This is a genomic window from Micropruina sp., from assembly GCF_047602385.1.
Lineage (GTDB): Bacteria > Actinomycetota > Actinomycetes > Propionibacteriales > Propionibacteriaceae > Micropruina.
The window spans coordinates 651925-678045 of sequence record NZ_JASGHL010000005.1 but is presented as its reverse complement, the minus strand read 5'-3'; the positions used below and the strand labels follow the sequence as shown (position 1 = coordinate 678045).

Sequence of the window (26121 nt, the reverse complement as noted above, 5' to 3'; positions counted from 1 at the left end):
AGTTCCTTTCAAGGCGCCGAGCCTTATTTTGACTGGTGAGGTGCGGTCGGCTTCTTGCCATCGGCATTCCGTTCGATCATCATCCGCCTGAGCACTTCTCGTCCGGCCGCCAGCTCGGCCTTAAGGTTGTCGCGTTCGTCGATGGCTTGTCGAGCTTCCGTGGTCTTTCGGTCCACCTCGGCCGCCAGCTCGGTGCATCGTGCCCTGGAGAGGCGGAGTTGCTCGGCCAGGCTGGCCGGAGTCTCCCCTTCGAGTTCGGCGCCGAGGCGCCGTCCTAGGGCCTGCAGCAGTTTCGCCTTCTCAGCTCTCAGCTCTCGTATCTCTGCCCGTGCCATCTCCAGCTCGGCGCGTAGGCCGGCCGGGCTCACTTGTGGTGAACCGTCGACAGGGGAAGCTTCACCCGCTTGGTCGCGGGCTTCGACGATTGCTTTGCGCAGCTCGCGGTGGTTGTAGGTGAGCCAGGTGGACACGCCGGCGGTCCGGGCGACTGCTGCGAAGGTGATCGGGGTCCCGTCTCGGCGAAGTGCGTCTAGAGCGGCTTTGGCGCGTTCGAGCTTTGCGTTAGCGCTTGCTCGCCTTGCGGCGAGGAGCCGATCGGTGCTGGCCTCACTCATGGGGTGCTCCGTTTCTTACTGTCGTGTGGGAGTGAACCTCGCGCGCTCTGCGCATCTCTCTGCTGTGGCCGCTGAGTTCCTCGCGGGCAGTCTCAGGTAGAGAATCGACCAGGCTCGCTAGAGCCGCTTGGACGGTGTGGAAGCTGGTGATCTGGTCGTCGATGTTGCGGGTCACCCATTCGGCTGCTCCTGCGGCGAGTGCCTCTTCTTTGTTGACGCGTAGTTCGGCAACGTGAGCGGTGATGGCGGGTAGGTAGGACGGGTCTGGGCGGTAGAAGTTGCATCCGGCGCATTGGAACCTGATGGGGCAGTGGCCCCCGCCTGCCTTCACGTTTGATGGTTCGGCGCAGTTGCCATATGGGACGGCGACAGTCCCCAGCTCGTAGTCGGTTGGGGCGATAGGCAGAAGTCGGCGACCGTTTCGGTCGACCATCAGGCTGGACAGTGCGGCGACAGCGGTGCGGCGACGTTCGAGACTGATCGTGTAGTAGCCCATGGTTGTCATCACGGACGCATGATCCATGAGTCGCCGCAACACATCAACCGGTGTGCCGGCGTCAGCGTGACGTTGCGCATAGGAGTGGCGAAACGCGTAGAGGGTAACCCTGCCGTGGTCGAACAGAACGGGTCCACCGTTGTCATCCAGGCCTTCATCCACGAGTTGAGGCATGACGTCGAGCCAGCGCCGCAGCTGCCGGAACACCTGACTGGGTGAGAGAAAGCCGATTGGTTGGCTGACGCGGCCGCGACGCCCCGGGGCTGGAAAGAGCCAATCTCCACGGTAGTCACGACCGGGGAGTGTGCTGAGGTGCGCCTCCCATCTGGCGATGATGTCCGCGGTCGAAGCGTTGATGGGAAGCCTTCGCCCCGGTCTCCCAGCCTTGTGATTGTCATAGACCAGCGTCGGCTTTCCTTGGATCTCCTTGACGCAGCCGACTTGCAGCGACACGACTTCACCTGGCCGGCGGCCGGTGTCGCGCATCACCTGCACGACAGTCTGATACATCCGCTGGAAGTCGCCGGAGGTCCACCCACCCGCTTCGTAGTGCGAATCGCCCAGAAGCGGCATCTGCCGGTTTAGTTGATCGATGACGTGTTCAGGGATCGCCCGTCCAAGTAGATCTTCGCCGGTGCTCTTGGCGTATGCGAGCCCTTCAGTGCGGACGACTGTGAACGTCCCCGGGATCTCGTCCATGAGGCCAGCAGCTCGTCCAAAGTCCAACACCGCTCGGAACCTGTTGAACAGGGTTCTCCGGTGACTGATCGAGTAGCTCACTCCGTCCAGCAGTCCAGAACGGAACCCATCGATGATCGCGGTGATTTCCTTTCTGCTGAGACTCTTGGGGTCGTCAGCGTGGGGGTGCGCAAGCAAGATTATCGACGCGGCTGCCATTGCCTTGAGTGTTACTCGGACATCCATTACGTAGGGATTGGTGTGTTTGGCCCAAGCCTTGGTCAGCTCCCTCAGCCAGATCTGGTGGACGGCACGGAAGTCCAAAACGGTGCCGTAGGTGCTTGGGTAGGGCCGGCTGGCCGACGGCAACATCCCCAACAGTGCGCAATCCCAGACGTCACCGGCGTGCAGGTCAACTCCGTCGAAGCGGGCTCTGTCAGCGATCAATACCGCGAGCAGTGCACGGAAGAAGCCGCGGCTAGTTTGTGTCCAAGCGTGCTGGACTGACTCCGGGACGGTGAAGAAGCTGACCGCATCGGCCAGGAGGCTAGTCATTGTCTTCACGCGGTGAGGGACCACGACCCTGTGCTGGGTGTAGGACTGCAGTGCGAATAGGAACTCAACTCGAAGTTGGGGGTCGAGATGAGACAGGTCGAACGTGCGCGGATCTGGTGACGGGCCTCTGGTCTCCCTCCGTCGGTAGGAGCCATCCTCCAGTTTGGTGTGACGGAACTTGCATCGTGCTCCAGGAGCCACAGCGAACCGCCCGCAACCTTCCATCGAGCAGTGGAAGACCCACGTGTGCGGATTCTCGACCTGGCCCTGGAAGAACCATGTGTTGGGATCCCATTCCCCGGGGCGCCAATCGTGGTTGAGTCGTTTGCGCATCGACTCGACCCATGGCTGTGATGGGTTCGCACCAAACTCAGTGGCATAGGGCGACACGGGTTGGTGAACCGACCCAGGTTCTTTGCCGCTTCTATGCGGGTTGCGGCTCTTTGGTGAGGGTCGCGTAGTAGGTCGCCTCGTATTCGTCGGGGTTGACCATTCCGAGGCTACCGTGAAGCCTGCGGTTGTTGTACCAGTCGACCCAGCCGGCGGTCGCGTACTCGACGTCCGCGATGGTCTTGTACGGGCCGTCGTGGAAGATCGTCGTACGCACGCACTCGGCCTTGTAGAGGCCGTTGATCGTCTCCATCAGGGCGTTATCGTAGGCGTCGCCGACCGATCCGATCGACGGTGCGATCTGCTCCAGCGCGAGGTGCTCGGTCAGCACAATCGATGTGTATTGAGAGCCCGCATCGCTGTGATGCCGGAGCTGCTTCGGGCCTACAGGGTGGCCTTGCCGGTCGCGTTCCCACAGCGCCATTCGCAGCGGGATCATGACCAGATCGACGTGCTTGGTGGTCTGCGCGTGCCAGGCCACGATGCGTTGGGAGAACACGTCGAGGATGAACGCGACATACACCCAGCCCGCCCACGTTCTGACGTATGTGAAGTCGGTGACCCAGGTGTGATCCGGCCGCGGGGCGGTGAAGTCCCGGTTCAGCAAGTCCCCGGCGCGGATCCCGTCCTTCGCCTGGATCGTCGTGCGGATCGCCTTCGCACGCGTCACCCCGGACAGGCCCAGGGCCCGCATCGCACGATCCACGGCGCCGCGTGAGGCGTCAGCGATCGCGGTGCGTCGGATGAACGCGGTCATCTTCTTGCGCCCATACAGGCCCTCCGGCGTCATCTTCCGACGCTCCACCCCCTCGGCATCGATGACCGTGGTCCAGGTCGCGTCACGGACGGCGTCGACGACCTGCGCGTCGGTGACGGTCCGGATCGATATGCGGCCTTGCCGCCACGCCCGATAGGTGCGCGCGGCGACCTTCACGCCCTGCTCTCGCAGAACGCGGATGATCGACTCGACCGCGTGCCCCTCGGCCCTCATCCGATCGATGAAACCCATGATCAACGGTTGCGGGGGTCGAGTTCCCCCACGAAGAAAGTCGTCGCCGCTTTCAAGATCGCCACGTCCTCGCGCAGCTTCCGATTCTCCGACTTGAGGCGGCGGATCTCGGCATGTTCCTCGCTGGTCTGCCCGTCCCGGTCACCGGCGTCGATATCGGCCTGCACCACCCACCGCCGCAGCGACTCCGCCCCGACGCCTTCCTGGCGGGCGACGGCCACGATGGCCTTCGCGTTCGAGGGGTACTCGGCCCGGTGCTCGCGCACGAGCCGGACAGCGCGCTCACGCAACACAGCATCAATCTTCTTCGGCATGATGAACATCCAATCAACTCAAAAGGATGCGGCACCAAACCTGGGTCGGTTCATGGAGAGCTACCTTCATCGCGACACCAACTCGACGGCGCCGCGCATGTCGTCATCGGAAGCATGGAGATAGACCGCGGTGCTCTGTGCGGTGGCGTGACCCAGCAGCGCCTGCACCACATCCAGATCAACGCCGCTACGAATCCACCTCGTGGCCGCCGTGTGCCGCAACATGTGTGGTCTCAGTTCGTAGCCAGCTCTCCTACCAACATTCGCCACCATGTGCCTGGCCTGCCAATAGGTCATCGGGGCGCCAGCGGCCGGTCCATCGAGGTTGACGAACACAAAATCGCTTGTTCCGCCCGTTGGACTCAGCGCCTCTCGTTCCAACTGGTAGAGCCGGTAACTCTCCACGACTCCCGCATCCACAGGCACCACCCGGGTTCGCCGCCCCTTAGCTCGGGCACGGTTTTCGTTGGGCCGCGCAACGATATGGGTGTGGGCCCCCCGCAAGGCGCAACCCAAGGCCGCCGAAGATGGCAGGTAGTGCAGGTCTTCCCTGCGCAAGCCGAGGCACTCCCCGACACGCATCCCGGCCGAGACCATCAGGCTGACGAGGAAGGCGTCGCGGGGGCGCTTAACAAAGGAGAGCAGAGAGCCGACCTGCTCCTCTTGAAGCGCCATCGGCAGCAGACGCTCCTCGCGTGCGCGAAGGGTCCGCGAACGGACGAGGGTGAACTCGCCATTTTCGCCAGGGTTGAATCCTGGGGGCAGGAACCGCAGCCGGCGTTCCTCGAAGAGCCTCCCAACGGCAGCCTGGTCAACGAGGCCGTGGGCTGAGCAGAAGCGATAGAAGGTAGTGAGCGTAATCATTGCCGCGTTCACCGTTCGCCCTGATCGGCCGCCGGCTTCTAGATGGAGCTTGTAGCGGGCCAGATCAAGCAGATGCACCTCTCGCCAGTCAACTCCGGTCCGATCGGCCCAGGACAGAAACCGAGCCAGCCGCCCCACATAGACACGTTGGGTGTGAATCGACAAACCCCTCGCGAGCATCCACACAACGAAAGACCGCGCCTCGCGCTGAGGCTGGAAATGCTCATCAACCACCAGCCACGACTCAGAGCCAGGCCCCGACATCGTCACCCGAACAGACCGCCAAGACATCCATACCTCCAGTCACTCGAACCAACAGATAGTCAGCGAGGCAACGAGGCGAGCGAAGATCCCCCACCCGTCACCACATGCGACAGGAGTATGCAGATAACGGTGATGGTGCAGTTCGGTGACGGACGCCGCGAGGAACGGCCACCGGTCGCCGACACCGATCAGGAACTGGTCGACGCGATCCGCTTCCTGGGCGAATCGGTCTCGCCGGCACGTCCGTTCGACGACGCCCACCCCACCATGACGCTGGCCCTGGGGGACCGCTTCCGGCTGCACGCGATCGGCTTCGGGTTGTCCTACCGGCCTTCGATCACCATCCGGCAGCACATTCTCACCGACGTTTCGCTGCGCGACCTGGTCAACACTGGAATGCTTCCTGACGAGGTGGGACGCTTCCTGCACTCGGCGGTGATGGCGCGCAAGTCGATCGTGATCTCCGGCGACCAGGGCGCCGGGAAGACCACGCTGTTGCGGGCCCTGATCGAGGCGATCCCGGACAACGAGCGGTTCGGCACGTTGGAGACCGACTACGAGCTGCTCACCCACCTGCGGCCGAACCGGCGCAACATGCTGGCGCTGCAGGCCAAGGTCGGCCTCGGCGAACACCAGGACGGCCGCCGGCTCGGCGAGTACACGGTCGCCGACCTCATTCCTGAGGCACTGCGGCAGAACCTCTCCCGGCTGGTCGTCGGCGAGGTGCGAGGCACCGAGGCCGGCGCGATGTTTGAAGCCATGCAGTCCGGAGCCGGGACTTTGTCCACGACGCACTCGCATTCGGCGGCGTCCACCATGGACCGGTTGGCGCTGCGGGTCGCGCAGGGCGGCGTGTTGAGCGTCGACGAGGCGTACCGGCAGATCAGTCACCACATCCATCTACTCGTCTACGTCCGCTTGGTCGACGACACCTGGCGTGGCGGACGGCGCACCCGCCGGGTCGCCGAGATCCGTCAGCTGACCGGCGCGATGGAGTCCGGACGGCCGATCACCCACCTGGTCTACGCAGCCCCGACCGCCGGCCGCTCGGCGACCTTCCACCCGGAGGCCGGCTTCGCCGACGAACTGGCCGAGTTCGACGCGGCCTGGGAGCAGCCATGACGACAGCCCTGGCCGCGTTGCTCGGCATCCTGATGGCCGTTGGGCTGGTGCTGGTCGCCGCGGGTCTGAGCCGCCGGACTCCACCGCCGCGCCGCCAGCCGCACGGGCGGACGGCGGTGAGGATGCTGCGTGAGCTGGCCAAGGCACACGGGGCGCGGCTGGCGATCGGCGTCATCGCCGGGATCGGCTTCGCCGCGGTCACCGGGATGGGCGTGATGGCACTCGTGGTCCCGGTCGCGGTGATCGGTCTGCCCATCCTGCTGAGCGCACCACCGAACCGCGACATCGAGTTGCTGGAGGTACTCGACCGCTGGGTGCGCTCACTGGCCGCGACGCTGCCGACCGGGCGATCCATCACCGACGCCATCCGAATCTCGGTGCGTAACGCGCCCGCCGTGCTGGCGGAGCCGCTGACCCTGCTGGTCTCGCGCCTGGACGGTCGGTGGACGACACCGGAGGCGCTGCGGGCCATGGCCGACGAACTCGATTCGCCGGACGCCGACGCCGTCCTGGCCGCGTTGTCGCTCGCTGCCGAGCGGGGCGGCACCGGCGCGGCGGCCACCCTGGCTGCGCTGGCCGACTCGATCCAGGACCGGCTCCGGGCCAGGCGCGAGATCGAGACCGAACGCGCCAAACCGCGCATCGTCGTCCGGCAGGTGACCATCATCACGATCGCGGCCCTCGCGGTGGCCTTGGTGTTCGGCCGCGACTTCTTCGCGCCGTACGGGACGCCGCTCGGCCAGACGATCCTGCTGACCCTGATCGGGCTCTACGTGGCGGCTCTGCTGATGCTGCGCCGGATGACCAGCCCGCGGCGTCGGGACCGGATTCTGCGGAGTCTGCGATGAGCGGGCTGTGGATGGCGATCGGATCCGGCGTGCTGCTGGCGGCCGGCCTGTGGGCACTCGCCCGCTTCTTCGTCCGCGTGCATCCCAGGCTCAACGATGCGCTGCGGATGCTGGACGGCCGGACGCAGGCGGCCCCGGTCAGCCAAGCCTCCGGAATCGACCGGCTGGGTGGCTGGTTGCGGCGCCGGCTGCCGCACGGACTCGACGAACGGGTCGTCCGCCAGTTGCAGTTGCGGGCGATCGGAGTGGACCGGTTCTACACCTATAAGGCAGTCGGCGCCCTGACCGGGTTGCTGTTGCCGTCGCTGGCCGGGCTGGCGCTGCTGCTCACCGGCGGCACCTCGATCGCGATCCCGGTGGTGGCGGCACTGGTGCTCGGCATCGTCGGCTTCTTAGCCCCCGACATCGTGATCGGCCGTGGCGCGGCGCACACGGCGTCCGATGCGACCGAGGCGCTGCTCACTTTCATGGACCTGGTCACCCTGGAGCGGCTGGCCAACTCGAGCGCCACGCAGTCGCTGCATGCGGCGGCGGCCGTCTCCGACCAGGCCGTCTTCATGGCCATCCGCGACTCACTGCAACGGTCCCGGCTCGAGCAGCGGGCGCCGTTCGCCGAACTGAAGCGGCTGGGCGAGGACCTCGAACTGCCGGCGCTGTGCGATGTCGCCGACGTGATGAAACTGGACGATTCCGGCGCCTCGCTCTCCGACGCGCTGCGGGCCCGGGTGAAGGAGTTGCGGGACGCGCACCTCACCGCGGCCAAGGTGGAGGCGGCGACGATCTCCGAACGGATGACCTTCCTGATGGTCATCCCCAGCCTGATCTTCGGGCTGCTGTTCCTTGTTCCACCCCTGCTCAGGATATTGAGCACCTGATGTCCTCGTAGAAGGAGTACCGCCATGACCGCCTTTGTGCACACCCTGATCGGGTTCCTGCTCAACCCACCCAAACGGGACGAGAAGGGTCTGTCCCAGTCCACCGAGAACGCCTTGCTGCTCGCCGGCGCAGTCGGTGTGGCAACGCTCATCGTCGGGCTGGTGACAGCCTTCATCAACGGAAAGCTCGGTTCGCTGAAGTGAGCGAGCGCGGGGTCTCGGAGTCCACCCAGTGGGCCTTGCTGATCCCTGTGCTGATGCTGGTCGTTCTCGGCTCGATCCAGGCCGGGGTCTGGCTGCACGGACGCAACGTGGCCGGCCAGGCCGCTGCCGCAGCCACCGAACACGTCGCCTGGGACCGGGGCTCGGACGGGGACGCGGCGGCGATGGCGCGCCGGATCGCGGATGCCGGCGGCCTGACCGGGGTCGTCGTCCGGATCGAGCGGAGCCCGGGCGCGGTCCGAGCCGTCGTCACGGCCCGGGCGCCGTTGATCATCGATCTCGGCCTCGGTGCGGTGACCGAGCACGCCGTGATGCCGCTGGAGACGCGACCGTGATCCGCTCCGAGCGAGGGACGGCCGCCGTCGAGTTCGCGCTGATCGTGCCCGCGTTGGGACTGCTGATCGCGGTGACCATCGGGGCGGCCCGGGTGTGGCAGGCACACACCGTCGTCGAGCAGATCGCCGCCACGGCGGCGCGAGCGGCGTCGCTGGAACTGGCTCCGGGCGACGCACGCGCGGCCGCCGACGCCGTCGCCCGGGACCAGGCCACCACCCGCGGGTTGAGTTGCAGCTCACTTCGGGTAGGGGTCGACCTGGCCGGCTTCCAGGTGCCGGTCGGACAACCGGCCCGGGTGCAGACCCGGGTCACCTGCACGGTGCCGCTGGCCGATCTGTTGGTGCCTGGCTGGCCGGGTTCGTGGGACGTGAGCGCCGAGGCCGGTGCGGTCCTGGATCGCTATCGAAGGAGAGGCTGAAGTGGTTCGATTGCGTGCCCTCGCGGCGGCCCTGGTGCTGCTGTCGATCGTGGGCGCGGTGCCCGCCGCCCTGGTGCAGTGGGGCGTCTCGCCGCTGCGTCTGGGCGGGCTGCTGCGTCCCGACGACGGCTCCGCGGTGCTCGGCGGGCTGACTCTGGTGGCATGGGTGGCGTGGCTGGCCTTCACGGTCTCGGTGCTGGTCGAGGCGGTCAACGTGCTCGGACGCCGTCCGGTCGCGGTGCGAGTTCCCTTACTAGGGGGAATGCAGTCGCTGGCCGGCACGCTGGTGATCACCGCGCTGTCGGCCGGCGTCGTCCAACCTCTGGCGAGCGCGCATGCCGCCACCGCCCCGAGCCCCGGGGCGACGGTTTTCGATGACGAGACGACCGGCTCCGACGCCCCGGCAACGGATACTCGCTACCTGGTCCGCCCCGGCGACGACCTGTGGAGCATCGCCGAGCAACTCCTGGGCGACGGGGCCAAGTGGCGGTTGCTGGCCGATGCCAATCCAGCGCTGCTCGCCGACCCGACTCTCGACCTGACCGCCGGTGTCCGCCTGGCCGTGCCCGAGGTGGCGTCGCCGTCCCGGCAGCCTGGCATCGACGCGTCCGAACAGTCCCGGCCGTCCCCGGGCGTGCAGCCGCTGACCGTGGTGGTCGAGCGCGGCGACACCCTCAGCGGACTGGCGAAGGAGCATCTGGGTGACACCGGTAAGTGGCCGGCGATCTTCCGTGCCAACCGAGAACAGATCAAGGATCCGGACCGGATCGACATCGGCTGGAAGCTGGTGGTCCCGGGACGCCGCTCGGCAGCCCCCGCGCCGGGTCAGGGCAGGCCGGTGCGCAAGCCGGCACAACCCACCGGAGCACAACCCACCTCAGCTCAGCCCACCGGCAACCCACCGACCCCGGCTCCCGGGCAGCCGAGTGCGCAGTCGACCCCGCGGGCGACCGCACCTCCAGACGTTGCCTGGCCGCTGATCGGTGGACTGTCCGGTGCGGCCGCGGCGATGATCCTGGCCGGTGTGGGAGCCGGCCGGCTCGATCAACTGCGGGTTCGTCCGGTCGGACGCCGGATCAGCCACCCTCCGGTCGACGTCCGGCAGTACGAAACTGCGTTGGGACGCCGCCAGCGGCCGGATACCACCGCCCTGCTGGAGGTCGCACTGCGGGCGCTCGGCAGGCACGCCCAGACCACCGGCATCCCGCTGCCACACCCGAGACTGGTGCTGCTCGACGCGGCCGGCGTGACATTCGAATGGGCCCAGGCGCCGGCCACAGCCCCACCGAAGGGCTTCACCGGGGAGGGAAACCGCTGGCGGCTGTCGCAGCGCACGGCCGGCGAGTTGCCGTCCTCGGCCCATCCGGTGCCCTTCCCGGCACTGGTGACCATCGGCCGAGACGACGACGGCCGCTGGCTGATGATCGACCTGGAGGACCGCTCGCCACTGGCACTCGACGGATCCAGACCGCTGCGGCACGCGGCCGCGGCGGCAATGGCGGTCGAGTTGTCCTGCTCGCCATGGGCCTGTGAGCTCGGTCTGACTGTTGTCGGTGGCGACGAGATGTTCGTCCGGGCCGCCTGCCCCGAACTGGTCCGCTACCACGCCGATCCCGCCGGCGCCCTGCCGGCGCTCACCACCCTGATCGACGAACGATCCGCCGACGAGTCCCCGACCGTGCTGCTCCGGGTGGACCCGGACCGCTCCGAGGCCGGCGCCGCCCACATCGTGATCGTTGCCGACGACCTCGATCCGGACACCCGGCGACGGTTCGGCGACCTGCTCGGCGATCCCGATCTGGGCGTGGGCGGGGTGATCGCCGGTCCGGGCGATCGTGCGCTGGTACTGGCCGGGGACGACGATCACCCGCGAGCCCGGCTCGATCCCGAGGGCGTCGAGTTGCGGGCGCACCTGATTCCGGCGCACACCCGGGCGGCGATCGGCACCATCTTCGCGGCCACGGACGCCCCGGCGGAGTCGCCGGCACCGTGGTGGTCGGACGCCGACAACGTCCGCGCGCTGGCACCGCGGCGCGAGTCGGTGCGGCTCGACGAGCGCGAACCCGAGGTGGTCGACCATCCCTACCTGAGGCTGCTCGGCCCGATCGACCTGCTCGGTGCGGCCGGGCCGGCACCGACCCGCGCCCGCCGGCAATGCGAGGAGTACTGCGGGTGGCTGCTGGAGAATCCGCGCAGCGTCGCGACCCAGATGGCTTCGGCGCTGGTGGTCGCAGAGACAACCAGGCGCTCGAACATGTCCCGGCTACGCTCCTGGCTCGGTTCGGACGCCGCGGGCGCGCCCTACCTGCCCGAGGCCTACTCGGGCCGGATCGCTCTGCACCCGGCCGTCGAGTCGGACTGGCGGCGGATCCAGGTGCTGACCGCACCGGGCCTCAACCGGCTGGCGCCGGAGTCGCTGATCGGCGTCCTCGAACTGGTGCGCGGCGCGCCGCTGGCCGACGCCGCGCCCGGGCAGTGGCGCTGGGCCGAGGAACTGCGCACCGACATGACCTCGCTGATCCGTGACGCCGGCGTACTCCTGGTTCGGTGGGCCGTCCGCAACAACGACCTGGACGTCGCCCGCTGGGCCGCGGCACGGGCCCTGCTGGCCGCTCCCGAGGACGAGTTGCTGCTGGTGGAGCGGATCAACACCGAAGTGCTGGCCGGCAACACCGCCGAGGTGCAGCGCCTGGTGCGCTGGGTGACCGGACAGGCTCGCGCCCTCGGGGTCGATCTGGCTCCGGAGACCGTCGATGCTTGTCAGCGGGCGATGGAGGGACGGCCACGGTCGCGTGCCGCGCATTGAGCGGGCGCCGATCGACGAGCCCTGGAACCAGCGCGGAACGTACCTGCGGTACTCCTCGTAGTCGGTGCCGAACAGACGGGTGCCGGCAGGGCCCAGAGCGGGTCGTAGGCTCACCGGCATGGATCCCTCCGCGATGCGGCTCAGCTATGAGCGGGACAGCCTGGACGAGGCGTCGGCTGCCGACGAGCCGCTGCCGCAGTTCACCGCCTGGTTCTGCCAGGCCATCGCCGCCGGTGTCGGCGAGCCCAATGCGATGACGGTAGCCACCGTCGGGCCGGACGGCCGGCCGTCCACCCGGATCGTGTTGCTGAAGGGCTTCGACGCCCGCGGGCTGGTGTTCTACACCAACTACCGTTCCCGGAAGGCCCGCGAGCTGACCGCGAACCCGGTCGCCGCGCTGCAATTCCACTGGGCCGAACTGGAGCGGGTGGTGCGGATCGAAGGCGTCGTCGAGCGCACCCCGGCCGCCGAGTCGGACGCCTACTTCGCCAGCCGTCCGGTCGGCTCCAAAATCGGTGCCTGGGCGTCGCCGCAGAGCGAGGTGATCGCCAACCGGGAGGTTCTGGCCGCCAACGCCGCCGCGGCATCAGAACGCTACGGCGAGGACCCACCGCGGCCCGAGCATTGGGGTGGTTTCCGGGTGCTGCCGCAACTCTGGGAGTTCTGGCAGGGACGCCGCTCCCGGCTGCACGATCGGCTGCGCTACCGTCTGCTCCCGGACGGCAACTGGGTCAGGGAGCGGTTGGCTCCCTGACCCAGGGCGTCTCTCGGGGGTTCGACACGCTCGACCAACAAGGGGCTCGACAAGCTCGACCAGCGGTCGTCAGGGGACGACGATGACCGGGACCGGCGAATTGCGGACGATCTTGGCCCCGCCGGAGCCCAGGAACACATTGGCCAGCTTGTGGGTGCGTGACGACCCGACTACCAGCACATCGCCGTCGGCCCACTCGATGCCGCCCAGCGCCTCGGCCCAGGTGGAGCCGCGGGCCAGGTCGACGGTCGCGCTCAGGCCGTCATGCTTGTACAGGTGCTCGAGTGCCTCCACCTGTGCTCCCTTGACCTGCTCGACCAGCTTGGCGAAGACCAGGTCTTCGTCGTTTCGCACCGGCGAGGTCACCATCGTCCGATGCTTCAGCGCAACGGTCAGCAGCCGCAATTCGGCCCCTACCCGCCTGCAGATGTCGGCCACGTCGTCGAGCAGCTTCCAGGTGATGTCGTCGTCGCGGAAGGCCAGCGTGACCCGGGTGATCTTCGAGCCCGGAGCGGGCCGATAGCCGCGAGGGGCGAGCGCCACCGGCACCGGTGACGAGTGCAGCAGCCGGTCGGTCTTCGAGCTGACCGCGATCCTTCCCTCCGGGCCGTCGTTGCCCGAGCCGACCACGATCAGGGTCGCGCCGAGCTTCTCGGCCTGGTCCGTGATGGCCGCCGGCACCGACCGTCCGGTCACCCAGGTCGCCTCGGCGGTCACATCAGGTTCGTCGGCCAGCAGTTCGAGGGCGGCCCGGGCGCTTGCCTCGCCCTCTTCGGCGGCCCACGTCTCGAACTCGCCGTCCGTCGCGCTGCCGGCCGAGGTCTCCCAGCCGCGCGGCACCACGGTCAATGCGTGCACCGTGCCCGCCTCCGACCGGGCGAACTGGCAGGCGAGTGCCAGCACCCCCGAGTCGTCGGTCGGTGGTCGGTAGCTGACCAGGTATGTCATTCCTCGTCCTTACCCTTTGGTTCGGCGATCTCTTCCAGTGACTTGTAGGTGTTGAGGGTGGCGTGGCGGCGTCCGTAGAACCAGTAGTACGCGAACACGATGATCATCCAACCACCGAAGATCGCCCAGGTGACCGCGGCCAGCCCGGTCAGGACGTACACGCAGGCGACGACGGTCAGGATCGGCACCACCGGGTAGAGCGGCACCTTGAACGGGCGCTCGAGGTCGGGGTGGGTCCGGCGCAGCACCATGATCGAGACGGCGACCACCGAGAACGCCACCAGCGTGCCGATGGAGACGGTCTCCCACAGGTAGTCGGCCGGCACGAAGCCGGACACGATCGCGACCAGCACCGAGACGAAGACGGTGTTGTAGGTCGGCGTCATGGTCTTCTGGTTGACCTGCAGGAACTTCTTCGGAATCAGGCCGTCCCGGCCGACGGCGAACAGGATGCGAGTCTGGCCGTACAGGGTGACCAGGGTGACCGAGAAGATCGAGATCACCGCTCCGGCGGCCAGGATCGTCGACCAGACCTGGTTGCCGGTGACGTCGGCCAGGATCTTGGCCAGGCCCGCCTCGCCGGCAGCCTCGGTGGAGAAGAAGTCGACCGGCTTGGCGGCGATACCGGCCGCGGCGACCAGGATGTAGATGACGGTGACGATGAGCAGCGCGCCGATGATGGCCCGCGGCAGCGCCTTCTGTGGATTCTTCACCTCTTCACCGGCTGTCGCCACCGCGTCCAAGCCGATGAATGAGAAGAAGATCGTGCCGGCCGCGGCGCTGATCCCGGCGGCCTGGGCGAAGAAGTTGTTGAAGTGATCGGCGTTGAAGGCGCTGAACCCGATCGCGGTGAAGAGCACCAGCACGCCGAGCTTGATCAGCACCATGATCGCGTTGACGGTGGCCGACTCGGACGCCCCGCGGAGGAGCAGCAGCATGCACAGCAGGATCAGCACCATCGCGGGCAGGTTGACCCCGCCCTCGGTCGGGACGCCGTCCGGACCGGTGACGAACGAGACCGACAGCACCTTGGGCAGGGTGAATCCGAACAGGCTGTGCAGCAGCTCGTTGAAGTAGCCGCTCCAGCCGACGGCCACAGCGGAGACGGCGACGCCGTACTCCAGCAGCACGCAGCCCGCGATCAGCACCGCCGCACCCTCGCCGAGCGCGTGGTAGGTGTAGGAGTAGGTCGACCCGCTGACCGGGATCGCGGACGCCATCTCGGCGTAGCACAGCGCCGACAGGCCCGCGGCCGCGGCGGCGATGATGAACGAGATGATGACGGCGGCGCCGGCCTTCGGGATCGCCTCGCTGAGCACGAAGAAGATGCCGGTACCCACCGTGGCACCGACACCGAACATCATCAGCTGGAACGTGCCCATATTGCGGGCGAGTTCCTCGCCCTTATGGTGCAGGTGTTGGAACACGATCGGCTTCCGGCGCCGAAGTTGCTCTCCGATGGGCACACTCATCTTGTCTCCCGAATGATTTGTCCGACAGGACGTGGAGGACAAGCTAGCGGCTGGCACTTGCGCTGGGAACCGTTTGGACCAGTTCTCTCATGTCCAGCTTGTTACGATTTCGCGCGATCCGGGCATTTCCCCGCCAAAATGACGGCGTAAGCGCGTGTTCGCAGGCTCAACCACAGCTCGGGGCCCTCCACACCGCGTCGGGTCCCGATCAGTCCATGCTGTAGATCAGCAGGCTGTACGGCGCGATGTCGATATCGGCATGAGCCGGCATCTGGTCGTAGTCCTCCTCGAACGCGGTCACGTCGAAGGAGTCGAAGTCGCTGAAGTCGGCGGAGTAGTTCGCGGCGTCACTGTTGAAGCGGAGCTTCCACAACCCGGGGACCGGCATCCCGATCGCGTACCGCTGGCGGGCGCATGAATCGAGGTTGGCCACCACGACCACGTCGTCGCGCGGACCATGCTGCCACCACCGCTGGAAGGCGATCAGGTTGTTGTCGTCGTTGGCGTGGATGATTCTCAGCCCGGAGCCCATCAGGCCCTTGGTCAGGCCGGCGAAGTTGCGGCGCAGCGCGATCAGGTCGCGGTACAGCCGGACGATGCCGCGGTACTCGGTGTCCAGGTGCCAGTCCAGCCCGACGTCGTCGCGGAACCAGCCGCCCTGCAGGAACTCCTGGCCCTGGAACAGCATCGGGATGCCGGGTGCGGTGAGCACCAGTCCGGCTCCCAGGGTGGACCGCTTCTGAGCCCAGTAGCCCTCGGGGTCGCCCGGGTCGACCTCTTGCGGCACCCGGGCTTTGCCGTTGGCCACTTCGTCGTGCGATTCGGTATAGATCACTCGCGCATAGGTGTCGCCGTAGTTGTTCGCGATCGCCTCGACCACCGCCGGAACCGACCGGTAGGCGTCGTTGGCGACGATGATCGCCTCTCGGACGGGGTGGACGAACCTGGCTTCCCACTGCGCGTGGTAGGCGGCGCCGTCCGGGCCGGTGCTGGTCACCGCGGGGTTGCCGTGCAGGTCCTCGGCGATCGTGATCGTGTCCGGGAACTCCGCCCGGATGCTGCGGTTGAGCCAGCCCTGCAGGCTCCAGCCGTCGGGCAGGTCGAGGTCGGCGTCGGCGTCGACGGACCGCATATAGGGGGTCATGTCGAATCGCAGCCCGTCGACGTGATAGTCGCGCAGCCACATGAAGGCGTTGTCTCGAAGGAACTGGCGGACCTCGCCGCGTCCGTAGTCGGGACGGGTGTCGCCCCAGGGCGTGATGGATCGCCAGTCGTTGTAGAAGTAGATGCCGCCCTTGCCGTTCTCGTACCAGCCGTCGAACTGCCACAGGTCCAGGTCGGAGGGGCCGAAATGGTTGTAGACCACGTCCATGATCACCGCTATGCCGGCCCGGTGCGCTTCGCGGATCAGCGTCTTCAACGCGTCCGGTCCGCCGTAGCTGCTCTCCACGGCGAAGATGTGCGCCGGGTTGTACCCCCAGGAGAAGTCGCCGGCGAACTCGGCCGCCGGCATCAGCTGAATCGCGCTGACCCCCAGCCGGGTGAAGTGTTCGAGCCGGGCGCGGACCTCCTCGAAGGTGCCGACCCGGCCGCCGCCCTCAGGTGCGAACGACCCGACGTGCAGTTCGTAGATGACCAGATCGTTGTGCGGCGGACAGACGAACGCATCGCCCTCCCAATCGAAGGCGGCGTGGTCGTAGATCACCCCGTTGCCGACCGAGTTGGTGACCTGCAGGGCGTAGGGATCGATCCGGCTGAGGCACTGCTCGCCGTTGCGGATCAGGTACTTGAACTCGTCGCCGGGGCACGCGCCGGACACGAAGCCGTACCAGTAGCCGTTGCCCTCGGCGGACAGCGCGTCGGTGGTGTCCGACCAGTCGTTGAACGAACCGACCACGGCCACCGCGTCGGCGTGCGGCGCCCACACCCGGAAGCCGGCGCCGCCCGTCGCGACGATGGCCCCCATCCCCGCCAGTGGGTCGCTGGACGGCGCCGGGGCGGGACTCGATTGGTCTGGCATGGCGGACAACCTATCGGCGGCGGCGGCACCGCGTACCCCGTCCCGCCTATCTTTGGTGCATGGCCATCTCGTTGCGCGCTCTGAGCGTCGTCGGCGGCGTCCTGCTGCTGAGCGCCTGCGGCACCACCCCGCCTCCCGCCAGCGTGGCGCCGCCCACGATCTCGGCCACGCCGACCGCCTCTGCCATCCTGTCGTCCACGAGCACGCCGACGAGCAGCCCGACGCCCACTGCGACCGCGTCAGGCGCGACGAGTGCCCCGGCGACACCGGTGAGCCAAGCGCTGGTGCTGCGTCCCAAGGGCCTGGATGGGGCGGCCTTCGGCACCGCCGAGGGCGCGGTTGCCGCGCTGCTCAATGGGAAGGCCGGCAAGCCCGACGGCTCATACTCAGGTCCGATCTGCGAGGTGAGCAACGCCAGCCCCTACGGCCGCCAACTCAACTACGGCGGCGCCGTCTTCATGTTCCAGAGCAAGGCCAAGGGCACCAGCTCCTCGCCACGGACCTTCAGCAGCTGGGTGATCAGTCTCGGCGAGAAGATGAAGGGCTCGATGAAATTGGCCGACGGGTATCCCACCAACACCACGTTCGCGAAGCTCAAGTCGGCGTTCCCTGGCGGCAAGCTGGCCAAGGTCGCACTCGGCGAGTCGGTGGTGTACGTGTTCCGGACGCCCGGGGGCATCTGGTATCGCGGCGACGACGACAAGCGGCCGACCGATATCGGCGCCGGGACGATGGGCACTTGCGATAGATGACCGAGCATCTGCTAGCCGGCCGCTACCGCCTGGAGCACGAGATCGGTGCCGGCGGGATGGGACGGGTGTGGCGTGCCCGTGACGTCCGGCTCGATCGCGAAGTGGCGGTGAAGACCGTCGATCTCAGCCGGGTCAGCGACGCGTCGGTGGCCGGCCGGTTCCAGCGCGAGATCATCCTGACGGCCAAGCTGACCAGCCCGCACACCGTGACGGTCTTCGACGGCGGGGTGGACGGCAACACCGCCTATCTGGTGATGGAACTGCTCGGCGGGGAATCGCTGGCCGAGTCGATCGCCCGTGGCGGCCCGCTGAGCCTCGGCCAGACCGTCGACGTGGCCCGCCAGGTCACTCTCGGGCTGGCCGCGGCGCATGCGCTCGGCCTGGTGCACCGCGACATCAAGCCGGCGAACGTGATGCGCAGCGGCGGCCGGGTGCGACTGCTCGACTTCGGCATCGCCCAACTCACCGGGCAGGCCGATCCGCATCTCACCGCGCCGTCGATGACGATCGGGACCGCTGCCTACATGTCGCCCGAGCAGGCGTCCGGACGCCAGGTGGACGCCGCCACCGATCTGTACGCGCTGGGTTGCCTGATCATGACCATGCTCACCGGACGCCCGCCCTTCGAGGGCGACCAGGCGGTCGCGGTGGCGTCCCATCAGATCAACTCACCGCCGCCGCGGCTGCTCAGCCGCCGTCCGGACGCGCCCCCGGCGCTGGACGCCCTGGTCGCCCGGCTGCTGAGCAAGAATCCGGCGGAACGGCCCGGCACCGACGCCGTGCTGGAGGCCTTGGGCCGGATCGTCGCCGACCCGAACGCCCGGACGGTGCCGTTCACCCCGCCGGCTCCGGTGGCCTCGGTCCAGCCGTCGCCGGCACCGGCGACCAGGCCGTACACGCAGGTGGCCACCGCGCCGTCCGCGGCCGCCGCGCACGCCCTGGAGCAACTGCGGCCGGTCGGATCGTGGTGGATCGCCGGCGTCCTGATCAGCCTGATGGCGGCGATCCTGGCCGGCGGCATCGCGGTCAACCTGACCAGCATGGCTGTCGGCCAGGTGTTCAAGGCCCAGCCGCGAACGTCACCGTCGGTCAAGCCGTCACCGAAAGCGCCGAGCAAGAGCCCTAGCCCGAGCGCCAAGCCACGCACGACGACCAGCCCGAGTCCCGGGCCGGGCGCGGCGGTCGCGCTGGCCGCGGCACTCGAGGGCGTCCGGACGGCGCTGGTCACGCTGCAGGACAGTTCGGCCAAGACGCAGTTGCTGAAGGACTGGGAGTTGGCCAGTAAGCGGATCAGGGCAGGCCAGACGCCCAAGACCACCCTGGCAGCTTTCGAGAAGGCGGTGCGAGCGTCCGATCTCGCCGGGTGGGAGCAGCAGGTCGTGCTGACGGCGACCGGCCTCGTCGCTTCGGTGCTCTGAGGCTCGGCCAGCTCTCGGCGGCCCGACCGGGGAGGAACCCGCATCCACCCCTGAAGAGGTTGAATGCCGGCGGTCGTCCGGGAACGCTGGCCGCAGGCGTGTGACCAGCATGCCCCCCGAACAAGGAGCACCACAGTGTCCAGCAACACCCGCATCAATCCTGACAAGGTCGGCCGGATCGCCGCCAAGGTCGCCACCGAGGCCGCCTATGTGATCACCGGGCTGGCCGACATCGTCGCCGGAACCGTTCAGGACGTCGTCAAGCAGGGCCGGCAGAGCTACCGCGAGCGCCGCGCCGCCGGCGATCGTCCGGTCGGCGACTACGCGCGCCAGGTCCCGCAACAGGTCCGAAGCTTCGTCGACGAGCTGAAGGACGCCTACACCGGGCTCTCGGCGCGCGGCCGCACCGTGTTCTCCGACGGCTTTTCCTCCACCGCGCACCGGCCGGCGCCGGCGCAGCCCGAGCCGGAGGGCTACCAGCAGCCGACGTCGGACTGACCGCGCTCAGCCCGCGCGGGCGTCCAGTGCCGCGACCAGGGCGCCGGCCAGCCAGTCCTGATAGGCGTCCAGTCCCCAGCCGCAGCGCCGGATCAGCCGGTCGGCGTTCTCCGGCGCGGTGAGCGTCCAGACCAGGTCGACGGCGCGTTCGGCGTCCAGGTCGCCGTTGAGACCGAAGGCTGTCTCGATGTGCCGAACCACGCCGCTGTTGCCGATCCGGCGCTCGGTGTCGATGGTGGCCAGGAACGCGCTCAGTTCGGCGTCCGAACCGGCGCCTTCGGCCAGCACCACGCCCAGCAGCGGCCCGGCGCGTTCCAGCAGCATCCGGGCGAATGCGGCGTAGGCACGCAGCGTGGCGCCGATGTCCGGCTGGCGATAGATGCGGGCGATCTCGGGGCGGTCGTTCATCGCGATCGGCTGGTCGTCCCCGGCCAGCACGACGTCGTAGACGGCCTTGAGCACCTGGGCCTTGCCGCCGACCGTGTTGTAGATGGTCTGTGGGCTCACCCCGGCGGCGCGGGCAAGCGCCGCGATCGTCGTCGGGTGGTAACCGGCCTCAAGGAAGTGCCGGTGTGCGGCGCGGAGGATCCGGGCTCGGGTCGCCTGGGCGGCCTCGGTCCGCCGGGAATTGTCGTAGCCACGGGTTGACATCGCGCTCCATTCGCTGGATTATCATTCCATTGGAATAGTGTTCCAGTCATACTCTAGAAGGAGCCACCATGACTAGCAGCACCATCGGAGCGAGTGTCGGCAACGCGGCGTTGCCAGCGGCGCGCGCAGTGTTCGACGCGATCAACTCCAAGGACCTGAGTTGCCTGGACGATGCGGTCACCTCCGATTTCGTCGACCACGGCTCGCCGTTCCCGCTGCCGCCCGGCCCTGACGGCTATCGGCAGATCCTCACCTACGTGACCCGCGTGCTCGCGATCCGCTACGAGTTGATGGACGAGTTCGCCACCGAGGACCGGATCGTGATCCGGGCGGTCGCTCACGGTGTCGCCGTCGCGCCGGTGCACGGTGCCGAGTTCGCCGGCCGTCCCTACGCGATGCCGACGGTGCACATCTATCGCACCGAGGATGACCGGCTGGCCGAGCACTGGGGCGTCCGGGATGAACTGGGTGTGCTCCAGCAGATCGGTGCGCTGCCGGCGCCGGTTCCGCCGGTCTGATCCAGGCGTGCTTGGATGGGTGGGTGGAAATCGCAGAGATCCCGGTGACCGACCTGCCCGACGACGCCGTCGTCCTGGACGTCCGCGAGCCGGGTGAATGGGCGCTCGGTCACGTGCCGAACGCCGTCCACATCCCGCTCGGCGAGGTGGTCGCCCGGCTGTCCGAGCTGCCCGTGGTGGACGGCCCGCTGCCGGTGATCTGCCGTTCTGGCGTGCGCTCGGCGCAGGTGGTGGGTTACCTGGTGGCCCACGGCATCGATGCGGCGAACGTGGACGGCGGCAGCCTGGCCTGGGTCTCGGCGGGCAAGCCGCTGGCCGGCGGCAACGGCACCCCGGTCGTTCTCTGAGAGCCCAAACCTTCGAACTGTAACGATAAAGACCCTTCACCCGGTTGTTCTCTGTAACGTTAAAGATCATGATGGTTACAGGTCGCTCGGGAAGGAGGAGCCGTGAGAAGCAAGGTCACCATGAAGGATGTCGCCGAGGTGGTCGGGGTGTCGGTGATGACGGTTTCCAACGCCTTCAATCGCCCCGATCAGCTCTCGATCGACCTGCGGGAACGCATCCTCTCCCGCGCCGGCAAGATGGGCTACGCCGGTCCCAACGCCACCGCCCGGCAACTCCGCGCCGGACAGACCCACTGCTACGGCGTGGTCTTCTCGCAAAGCCTCAGCTACGCGTTCCATGACCCGTTCTCGGTGCTCTGGCTGGCCGGTTTCAGCGAGGCGCTGCAGCGGGCCGGGGCGACCATGGTGTTGCTGCCGACGCAGAGCGCCGGCGGCGTCGACCTCGACGTGATCCGCAATGCCAGCATCGACGGACTCGCCGCGCTGTGCGCCACCGATGCGGCCCTCGAGGTCGCCCGCCGGAGCGGACTGCACATCGTCGACACGAACGATCAGAACCCGGCCAGCAGTTGGGTCGCGATCGATGACCACGCCGCCGGCACCGGATTGGGCAGGCATGTGCGCCAACTGGGGCACACCGACGTGGCGGTGCTGGTCGGCGGGCACCAGGCCGACGGACGCCCGTTCCCCGACACCCCGGTCACGATCGACGACCTGCCCCGCGGCGGTCTGTACGACACCTCGTCCAGGGTGCGTGGCTTCCTGGCCGGGCTGGGCGACGGCTGCCGGATCCGGACGATCATCGGCGGGGCGAACAGCCGGGAGGCGGGGCGACTCGCCGGCGGACTCGCCGTCGACCGACAGGACCGCCCGACCGCCATCGTCTGCAGCGGGGACATCCTCGCCTTCGGAGTGATGGACGCGCTGGCCGACCGAGGGCTGACGCCCGGCCGCGACATCACCGTGACCGGATTCGACGATCTGCCCGAGGCGGCCCGGATGGGACTGACCACCGTCCGGCAGCCGATCACCGAACGGGGCAGGTTGACCGGCGAGTTGCTGCTCGATCCGGACCGAACCCCCCGGCAGATCCTGATGCCGACCCAACTGGTGGTCCGGTCCAGCTCCGCACCACGCAACAGCTCCTAGTCAATAACCCCTAGTCAAACGTAGCCCCTAGTCAAACCCAGTTTTGGACGCAGGCCTAGGTGACCTGTGCCCAGCGACGATCGCAACACGGAAAGGAGAACAATCATGTTCGCTGCGATTCCCGCCATTGAGGCCGCCATCCGGCAGAACCAGTCGGCTCGTCCCGACGCACCGCAGATCGGAGCCGACCGTCCGGCCGACCCGTGGGAGAGCACGTTGCTGCTCGCCTTCGCTCCGGAGTTCCACCGGCGCTGAGCCTCGCCCCCGCACCCCCGCCCTTGCCCGGGCGGGGGTGCCGCCGTGTCCGGCCGCGTTTGGGTGCCTGCCGGACGCCCGGCAAGATGGCCGGCATGAGTCTTGATCCCGCCAACCCGTTCGCCCGGCCGTCCACGCTGCCCTACCAGCTGACGCCGTGGGCCGAGGTCCGCCCCGAGCACTACCTGCCGGCGGTCGAGGCCGGGATCGCCGAGCGGCTGGCCGACCTGCAGGCGATCGCCGACGAGCCGGCGCCGGCGACGGTCGAGAACGTGATCGAGGCCTGGGAGGCGTCCGGACAGTTGCTGAGTCGCGTCCTCGGCGCGTTCTGGACGGTGCAGCCGGCGGACACCACCGACGAACTCGACGCCATCGACGCCGAGATCTCGCCGATGATGGCCCGCTACGGCGACTCCATCTACCTCAACGGCGGGCTCTACCGGCGGGTGTCGGCGCTCAACGATCGCGTTGTGGCGGGCGAGGTCGAGGCGGATGACCAGGCTCGCTACTGGCTGGAGACCCACCTGCGCGACTTCGTCCGGGCCGGGGTGGGGCTGCCGGACGCCGACCAGGATCGGCTGCGGGAACTGAACGCGAAGCTGGCCGAGCTCACCTCCGCGTTCGGCCGGACCGCCCTGGCCGGCTCGAACGCCGCCGCGGTGCTGGTCAGCGACGAGGCCCAACTGGCCGGAGTCTCCGAGGCGACCAAGGCGGGAGCCCGGGCCGCGGCCGAGAGCCGCGGTCTGGACGGCTGGCTGCTGGAACTCGACTCGTGCACCCCGCAGGCGGTGCTGACCGAGGTCGCCGACCGGGACCTGCGGCGGCGCATCCACCAGGCGTCCGTGGGTCGGGGCTGGTCGGGCGAGCACGACACCCGCGCGCTGCTGGTCGAGATCGCCCGGCTGCGGGCCGAGCGGGCCACCCTGCTGGGTTTCCCGCACCATGCCGAGTACGTGGCGGCGGACGCCTGCGCGAAGTCGTCCGCGGCGGTGCACCAGATGCTCGGACGGCTCGTCCCGGCAGCCGTGCGCAACGCGCGGGCCGAGGCGTCCGACCTGGAGGAGTTGCAGGACGACACGGACCGCGCGGACAGCCCCCGGACACCGCTGGAGCCGTGGGACTGGGAGTTTCTGGCCGAGAAGCTCAAGGCACGTCGCTACAGCTTCGACTCGGCGCTGCTGCGGCCCTACCTGGAGTTGGAGCGGGTGCTGCGCGAGGGCGTGTTCGCGGCGGCCACCGGACTGTTCGGGATCACCTTCGCCGAGCGGGACGATCTGCGCGGCTACAACGACCAGGTGCGGGTCTTCGAGGTGTTGGACGCCGACGGCAGTGGTCTCGGCCTGTTCGTCGCCGACTACTACACCCGCGCCGGCAAGCAGGGCGGCGCCTGGATGAACAACATCGTCGACCAGAACCACCTGCTCGGGCAGTCACCGGTGGTGGTGAACAACCTCAACATCGCCAAGCCGCCCGCCGGGCAGCCGACGCTGCTGACCTGGGACGAGGTGCGCACCCTGTTCCACGAGTTCGGCCACGCCCTGCACGGACTGCTCTCCGACGTCCGGTACCCGTCGCAGTCGGGCACCGCCACCCCGCGCGACTTCGTCGAGTTCCCGTCCCAGGTGAACGAGATGTGGGCCCTGGACGCCGGACTGCTTCCCCGCTACGCGGTCCATCACCAGACCGGCGAGCCGATCCCGGCCGAGTGGATCGATGCGCTCAAGCGCGCCGAACTGTTCAACCAGGGCTGGGCCACCACCGAGATGCTCGGCGCCTCACTGCTCGACCAGGCCTGGCACGCGACGCCCCTGGACGAGTTGCCGTCCGAGCCGGGTGGGGTCGAGGAGTTCGAGGCCCGCGCGCTGGCCGCCGCCGGGGTCGACTACCCGCTCGCGCCGACCCGGTACCGGTCCACCTACTTCAAGCACATCTTCGAGGGCGGCTACGCGGCGGGCTACTACAGCTATCTGTGGTCGGAGGTGCTGGACGCCGACACCGGCGCCTGGTTTCTCGCCAATGGCGGCCTGACCAGGGCGAACGGTCAGCGGTACCGAGAGCGGCTGCTGGGCCGCGGCGGCTCGGTCGACGCGATGGACGGCTACCGCGACTTTCGCGGCGCCGACCCCGACATCAGCCACCTGCTGAAGCGGCGCGGGCTGATCGTAGACGCGAGCGAACGTCTTGCGCTATCCGACTCCGCGGTCTTCCGAACGCCACAGCGCGTCGAGCGGCAGCGCGACGACACGGTCTCCGACCACGCGGGCGGTGTCGCCGGTGTATAGCACGTATCCACCAACGAATCGATCTCCCAGCTTGTCGCGAAGGAGCATGAGTCCGGTCAGGTCCCTCGAATGCACGGTCGCGGCAGCCTTGACTTCCATTCCGACGACGCGGCCGTCGGGACTTTCCAGCACCACGTCCACTTCAGCACCGCGTTGATCGCGGTAGTGACACAGTCTCGCGCGCTGAGAACTCCAGCCGAGTTGACGGCGCAGCTCACCCACCACGAGTCCCTCAAGCAGACCACCGGCCGGACTGTTGGACACGGTAGGTGCGAGACCGTCGGGGGCGACGCCCAGAAGGCTGGCCGCCAGACCCGTGTCGAGGAGGAACACCTTCGGCTGCTTCACCTCGCGCGAGGTCAAGTTCGCGGTCCAGGCCGGCAACACATGGATCAGAAAGAGAGTCTCCAGGAGCCGGATGTAGGGATCGAGAGTCGTTCGAGGGACCCCCGAGTCGTTGGCCAGGGAGGCCCAGACCATGCCGCTTCCACTACGCGCCGCAATGAAGCGCAGAAGTCGCGGAAGGTCCGCTAGCCGCTGTAGTCCGGAAAGGTCCAGTGCGTCCCGGTTCACGATCTGCGTCAGATACGTGTCGTACCAATCCGCGCGCCGGACGGGGCCCGATCGAGCCAGCGCCTCCGGGTAGCCCCCTCGGCATGCGCGTTCCAGGTAGTCGCGGCGGGTGAGGCGGGTCGAATGCCCGAGGAATCTGCGCCCACTGAAGACGGCGTCGATGAAGGACGCCGACTGTTCGGCTAGCTCGGCTTGACTCAGCGAGTGAAGAGTCAGCGGCTGCGCGCGCCCCGCAAGCGACTCATGGGTAGTGGCAAGGTCGAGCAGGTTGGCGGACCCAATGACCAGGTACCGTCCGGGACGCTTGTCTCGATCAACCGCGGCCTTGAGGGCAATGATCAACTGCGGCACTCGCTGGACCTCATCGATCACGAGCAGCCCGTCAGGAAACTGGGCGACGAAGCCTGCGGGGTCATCCGACGCGAATCGACGCACGTCCAAGTCGTCGAGAGTCACGACATGACTTCTGCGTCGCCCGGCGATCTGCTCGGCGAGTGTCGACTTGCCCACCTGCCGCGCACCCTGCAACACGACGATCCGAGTATCCCTGAGCGCGCCCTCAACTCGTGGGAGGAGGAATCGCTCAATGACGCCATCAGTCACTATCACGCGATGGTATCGCGGCTCGTCATTCTCCCAGGCCGAACTCGTCATTTGCCCATGCAGGACTCGT

The 26121-nt window shown here is 68.1% G+C and carries 24 protein-coding genes and 1 pseudogene; 16 read left to right on the top strand and 9 right to left on the bottom strand.

Going from position 1 to position 26121, the window contains the following annotated elements:
- Window positions 1-23: 23 nt before the first annotated feature.
- The 4 genes from QM711_RS18665 to QM711_RS18650 form a co-directional block, all read right to left on the bottom strand.
- The gene (locus tag QM711_RS18665; RefSeq protein WP_415102120.1) at window positions 24-614 is read right to left on the bottom strand and encodes a DUF6262 family protein; all 591 of its coding nucleotides are present in this window, start codon (window positions 612-614) and stop codon (window positions 24-26) included.
- On the bottom strand, window positions 607-2343 hold the full coding sequence (locus QM711_RS18660) for a tyrosine-type recombinase/integrase (RefSeq protein WP_415102118.1): 1737 nt from the start codon (window positions 2341-2343) through the stop codon (window positions 607-609). The genes QM711_RS18665 and QM711_RS18660 overlap by 8 nt, the downstream gene beginning before the upstream one ends.
- 424 nt (window positions 2344-2767) lie before the next feature.
- Window positions 2768-4056 (bottom strand): IS3 family transposase gene (locus QM711_RS18655; RefSeq protein ID WP_415102116.1). Its coding sequence is split into 2 segments (ribosomal slippage): window positions 2768-3783 and window positions 3783-4056, totalling 1290 coding nucleotides; the frame shifts between segments, so codons are not numbered across the junction.
- A gap of 66 nt (window positions 4057-4122) precedes the next feature.
- The gene (locus tag QM711_RS18650; protein WP_415102114.1) at window positions 4123-5154 is read right to left on the bottom strand and encodes a tyrosine-type recombinase/integrase; all 1032 of its coding nucleotides are present in this window, start codon (window positions 5152-5154) and stop codon (window positions 4123-4125) included.
- Between the two features lie 126 nt (window positions 5155-5280).
- Between QM711_RS18650 and QM711_RS18645 the strand changes: the two are divergent.
- From QM711_RS18645 to pdxH, 8 genes and pseudogenes are all read left to right on the top strand, one after another.
- Window positions 5281-6306: pseudogene (locus QM711_RS18645) on the top strand (CpaF family protein); the annotation flags it as partial.
- The gene (locus QM711_RS18640; RefSeq protein ID WP_415102112.1) at window positions 6303-7154 is read left to right on the top strand and encodes a type II secretion system F family protein; all 852 of its coding nucleotides are present in this window, start codon (window positions 6303-6305) and stop codon (window positions 7152-7154) included. The pseudogene QM711_RS18645 and the gene QM711_RS18640, both read left to right, overlap by 4 nt.
- The gene (locus QM711_RS18635) at window positions 7151-8029 is read left to right on the top strand and encodes a hypothetical protein (protein WP_415102110.1); all 879 of its coding nucleotides are present in this window, start codon (window positions 7151-7153) and stop codon (window positions 8027-8029) included. Before QM711_RS18640 ends, QM711_RS18635 begins: the two co-directional genes overlap by 4 nt.
- Before the next feature lie 24 nt (window positions 8030-8053).
- Window positions 8054-8233 (top strand): hypothetical protein, encoded by a 180-nt coding sequence (locus QM711_RS18630; protein ID WP_415102108.1) that lies wholly within the window; start codon window positions 8054-8056, stop codon window positions 8231-8233.
- Window positions 8230-8586 (top strand): TadE/TadG family type IV pilus assembly protein, encoded by a 357-nt coding sequence (locus tag QM711_RS18625; protein WP_415102106.1) that lies wholly within the window; start codon window positions 8230-8232, stop codon window positions 8584-8586. The genes QM711_RS18630 and QM711_RS18625 overlap by 4 nt, the downstream gene beginning before the upstream one ends.
- Entirely contained in the window at window positions 8583-9005 is a 423-nt protein-coding gene (locus QM711_RS18620; protein ID WP_415102104.1) for a TadE family protein, read from the top strand. Before QM711_RS18625 ends, QM711_RS18620 begins: the two co-directional genes overlap by 4 nt.
- A 1-nt stretch (window position 9006) precedes the next feature.
- A complete protein-coding gene (locus QM711_RS18615) occupies window positions 9007-11811 on the top strand; it encodes a LysM peptidoglycan-binding domain-containing protein (RefSeq protein ID WP_415102102.1) in 2805 nt (934 codons plus the stop codon).
- Window positions 11812-11929: 118 nt separating this feature from the next.
- Window positions 11930-12565, top strand: coding sequence for a pyridoxamine 5'-phosphate oxidase (gene pdxH, locus QM711_RS18610; protein WP_415102100.1), 636 nt, complete (start codon window positions 11930-11932; stop codon window positions 12563-12565).
- Window positions 12566-12634: 69 nt separating this feature from the next.
- Here the strand turns inward: pdxH and QM711_RS18605 are convergent, their stop codons facing one another.
- The 3 genes from QM711_RS18605 to QM711_RS18595 all read right to left on the bottom strand — a co-directional run bounded on the left by QM711_RS18605 (window position 12635) and on the right by QM711_RS18595 (window position 17005).
- A complete protein-coding gene (locus QM711_RS18605) occupies window positions 12635-13513 on the bottom strand; it encodes a universal stress protein (RefSeq protein ID WP_415102098.1) in 879 nt (292 codons plus the stop codon).
- Window positions 13510-14985 (bottom strand): APC family permease, encoded by a 1476-nt coding sequence (locus QM711_RS18600; RefSeq protein WP_415102096.1) that lies wholly within the window; start codon window positions 14983-14985, stop codon window positions 13510-13512. Before QM711_RS18600 ends, QM711_RS18605 begins: the two co-directional genes overlap by 4 nt.
- 208 nt (window positions 14986-15193) lie before the next feature.
- Window positions 15194-17005 carry an alpha-amylase family glycosyl hydrolase gene (locus QM711_RS18595; RefSeq protein WP_415102094.1) on the bottom strand — a complete coding sequence of 604 codons (1812 nt, stop codon included), beginning with the start codon at window positions 17003-17005 and terminating at the stop codon, window positions 15194-15196.
- Between the two features lie 59 nt (window positions 17006-17064).
- On the opposite strand from QM711_RS18595, the gene QM711_RS18590 reads away from it, so the two are divergent.
- The 3 genes from QM711_RS18590 (at window position 17065) to QM711_RS18580 (ending at window position 19673) form a co-directional block, all read left to right on the top strand.
- Window positions 17065-17757 (top strand): hypothetical protein, encoded by a 693-nt coding sequence (locus QM711_RS18590; protein ID WP_415102093.1) that lies wholly within the window; start codon window positions 17065-17067, stop codon window positions 17755-17757.
- Window positions 17754-19175, top strand: a complete 1422-nt coding sequence (locus tag QM711_RS18585) for a protein kinase domain-containing protein (RefSeq protein WP_415102092.1) — start codon at window positions 17754-17756, stop codon at window positions 19173-19175. Before QM711_RS18590 ends, QM711_RS18585 begins: the two co-directional genes overlap by 4 nt.
- A gap of 135 nt (window positions 19176-19310) precedes the next feature.
- A complete protein-coding gene (locus QM711_RS18580) occupies window positions 19311-19673 on the top strand; it encodes a hypothetical protein (protein ID WP_415102091.1) in 363 nt (120 codons plus the stop codon).
- 6 nt (window positions 19674-19679) lie between these two features.
- Here the strand turns inward: QM711_RS18580 and QM711_RS18575 are convergent, their stop codons facing one another.
- On the bottom strand, window positions 19680-20324 hold the full coding sequence (locus tag QM711_RS18575; protein WP_415102089.1) for a TetR/AcrR family transcriptional regulator: 645 nt from the start codon (window positions 20322-20324) through the stop codon (window positions 19680-19682).
- 68 nt (window positions 20325-20392) lie between these two features.
- On the opposite strand from QM711_RS18575, the gene QM711_RS18570 reads away from it, so the two are divergent.
- From QM711_RS18570 to QM711_RS18550, 5 genes are all read left to right on the top strand, one after another.
- Window positions 20393-20842 (top strand): ester cyclase, encoded by a 450-nt coding sequence (locus QM711_RS18570; RefSeq protein ID WP_415102087.1) that lies wholly within the window; start codon window positions 20393-20395, stop codon window positions 20840-20842.
- A gap of 23 nt (window positions 20843-20865) precedes the next feature.
- Window positions 20866-21189, top strand: a complete 324-nt coding sequence (locus QM711_RS18565) for a rhodanese-like domain-containing protein (RefSeq protein WP_415102085.1) — start codon at window positions 20866-20868, stop codon at window positions 21187-21189.
- A 102-nt stretch (window positions 21190-21291) separates the two neighbouring features.
- Window positions 21292-22338, top strand: coding sequence for a LacI family DNA-binding transcriptional regulator (locus tag QM711_RS18560; RefSeq protein ID WP_415102083.1), 1047 nt, complete (start codon window positions 21292-21294; stop codon window positions 22336-22338).
- Between the two features lie 105 nt (window positions 22339-22443).
- A complete protein-coding gene (locus QM711_RS18555; protein ID WP_415102081.1) occupies window positions 22444-22593 on the top strand; it encodes a hypothetical protein in 150 nt (49 codons plus the stop codon).
- 95 nt (window positions 22594-22688) lie between these two features.
- Window positions 22689-24875, top strand: a complete 2187-nt coding sequence (locus QM711_RS18550) for a M3 family metallopeptidase (RefSeq protein WP_415102079.1) — start codon at window positions 22689-22691, stop codon at window positions 24873-24875.
- On the opposite strand, the gene QM711_RS18545 is transcribed toward QM711_RS18550, so the two are convergent.
- The gene (locus QM711_RS18545) at window positions 24780-26051 is read right to left on the bottom strand and encodes an ATP-binding protein (RefSeq protein ID WP_415102077.1); all 1272 of its coding nucleotides are present in this window, start codon (window positions 26049-26051) and stop codon (window positions 24780-24782) included. The genes QM711_RS18550 and QM711_RS18545 overlap by 96 nt on opposite strands.
- Window positions 26052-26121: the final 70 nt, after the last annotated feature.

Excerpts from the sequence above, each read along its gene's own strand:
- QM711_RS18595 (WP_415102094.1), bottom strand. The coding sequence starts at position 17,005 with ATGCCAGACCAATCGAGTCCCGCCCCGGCGCCGTCCAGCGACCCACTG.
- QM711_RS18630 (WP_415102108.1), top strand. The coding sequence starts at position 8,054 with ATGACCGCCTTTGTGCACACCCTGATCGGGTTCCTGCTCAACCCACCC.
- QM711_RS18665 (WP_415102120.1), bottom strand. The coding sequence starts at position 614 with ATGAGTGAGGCCAGCACCGATCGGCTCCTCGCCGCAAGGCGAGCAAGC.
- QM711_RS18640 (WP_415102112.1), top strand. The coding sequence starts at position 6,303 with ATGACGACAGCCCTGGCCGCGTTGCTCGGCATCCTGATGGCCGTTGGG.
- pdxH (WP_415102100.1), top strand. The coding sequence starts at position 11,930 with ATGGATCCCTCCGCGATGCGGCTCAGCTATGAGCGGGACAGCCTGGAC.
- QM711_RS18600 (WP_415102096.1), bottom strand. The coding sequence starts at position 14,985 with ATGAGTGTGCCCATCGGAGAGCAACTTCGGCGCCGGAAGCCGATCGTG.
- QM711_RS18585 (WP_415102092.1), top strand. The coding sequence starts at position 17,754 with ATGACCGAGCATCTGCTAGCCGGCCGCTACCGCCTGGAGCACGAGATC.
- QM711_RS18590 (WP_415102093.1), top strand. The coding sequence starts at position 17,065 with ATGGCCATCTCGTTGCGCGCTCTGAGCGTCGTCGGCGGCGTCCTGCTG.
- QM711_RS18635 (WP_415102110.1), top strand. The coding sequence starts at position 7,151 with ATGAGCGGGCTGTGGATGGCGATCGGATCCGGCGTGCTGCTGGCGGCC.
- QM711_RS18555 (WP_415102081.1), top strand. The coding sequence starts at position 22,444 with ATGTTCGCTGCGATTCCCGCCATTGAGGCCGCCATCCGGCAGAACCAG.
- QM711_RS18575 (WP_415102089.1), bottom strand. The coding sequence starts at position 20,324 with ATGTCAACCCGTGGCTACGACAATTCCCGGCGGACCGAGGCCGCCCAG.
- QM711_RS18605 (WP_415102098.1), bottom strand. The coding sequence starts at position 13,513 with ATGACATACCTGGTCAGCTACCGACCACCGACCGACGACTCGGGGGTG.
- QM711_RS18570 (WP_415102087.1), top strand. The coding sequence starts at position 20,393 with ATGACTAGCAGCACCATCGGAGCGAGTGTCGGCAACGCGGCGTTGCCA.
- QM711_RS18550 (WP_415102079.1), top strand. The coding sequence starts at position 22,689 with ATGAGTCTTGATCCCGCCAACCCGTTCGCCCGGCCGTCCACGCTGCCC.
- QM711_RS18660 (WP_415102118.1), bottom strand. The coding sequence starts at position 2,343 with ATGACTAGCCTCCTGGCCGATGCGGTCAGCTTCTTCACCGTCCCGGAG.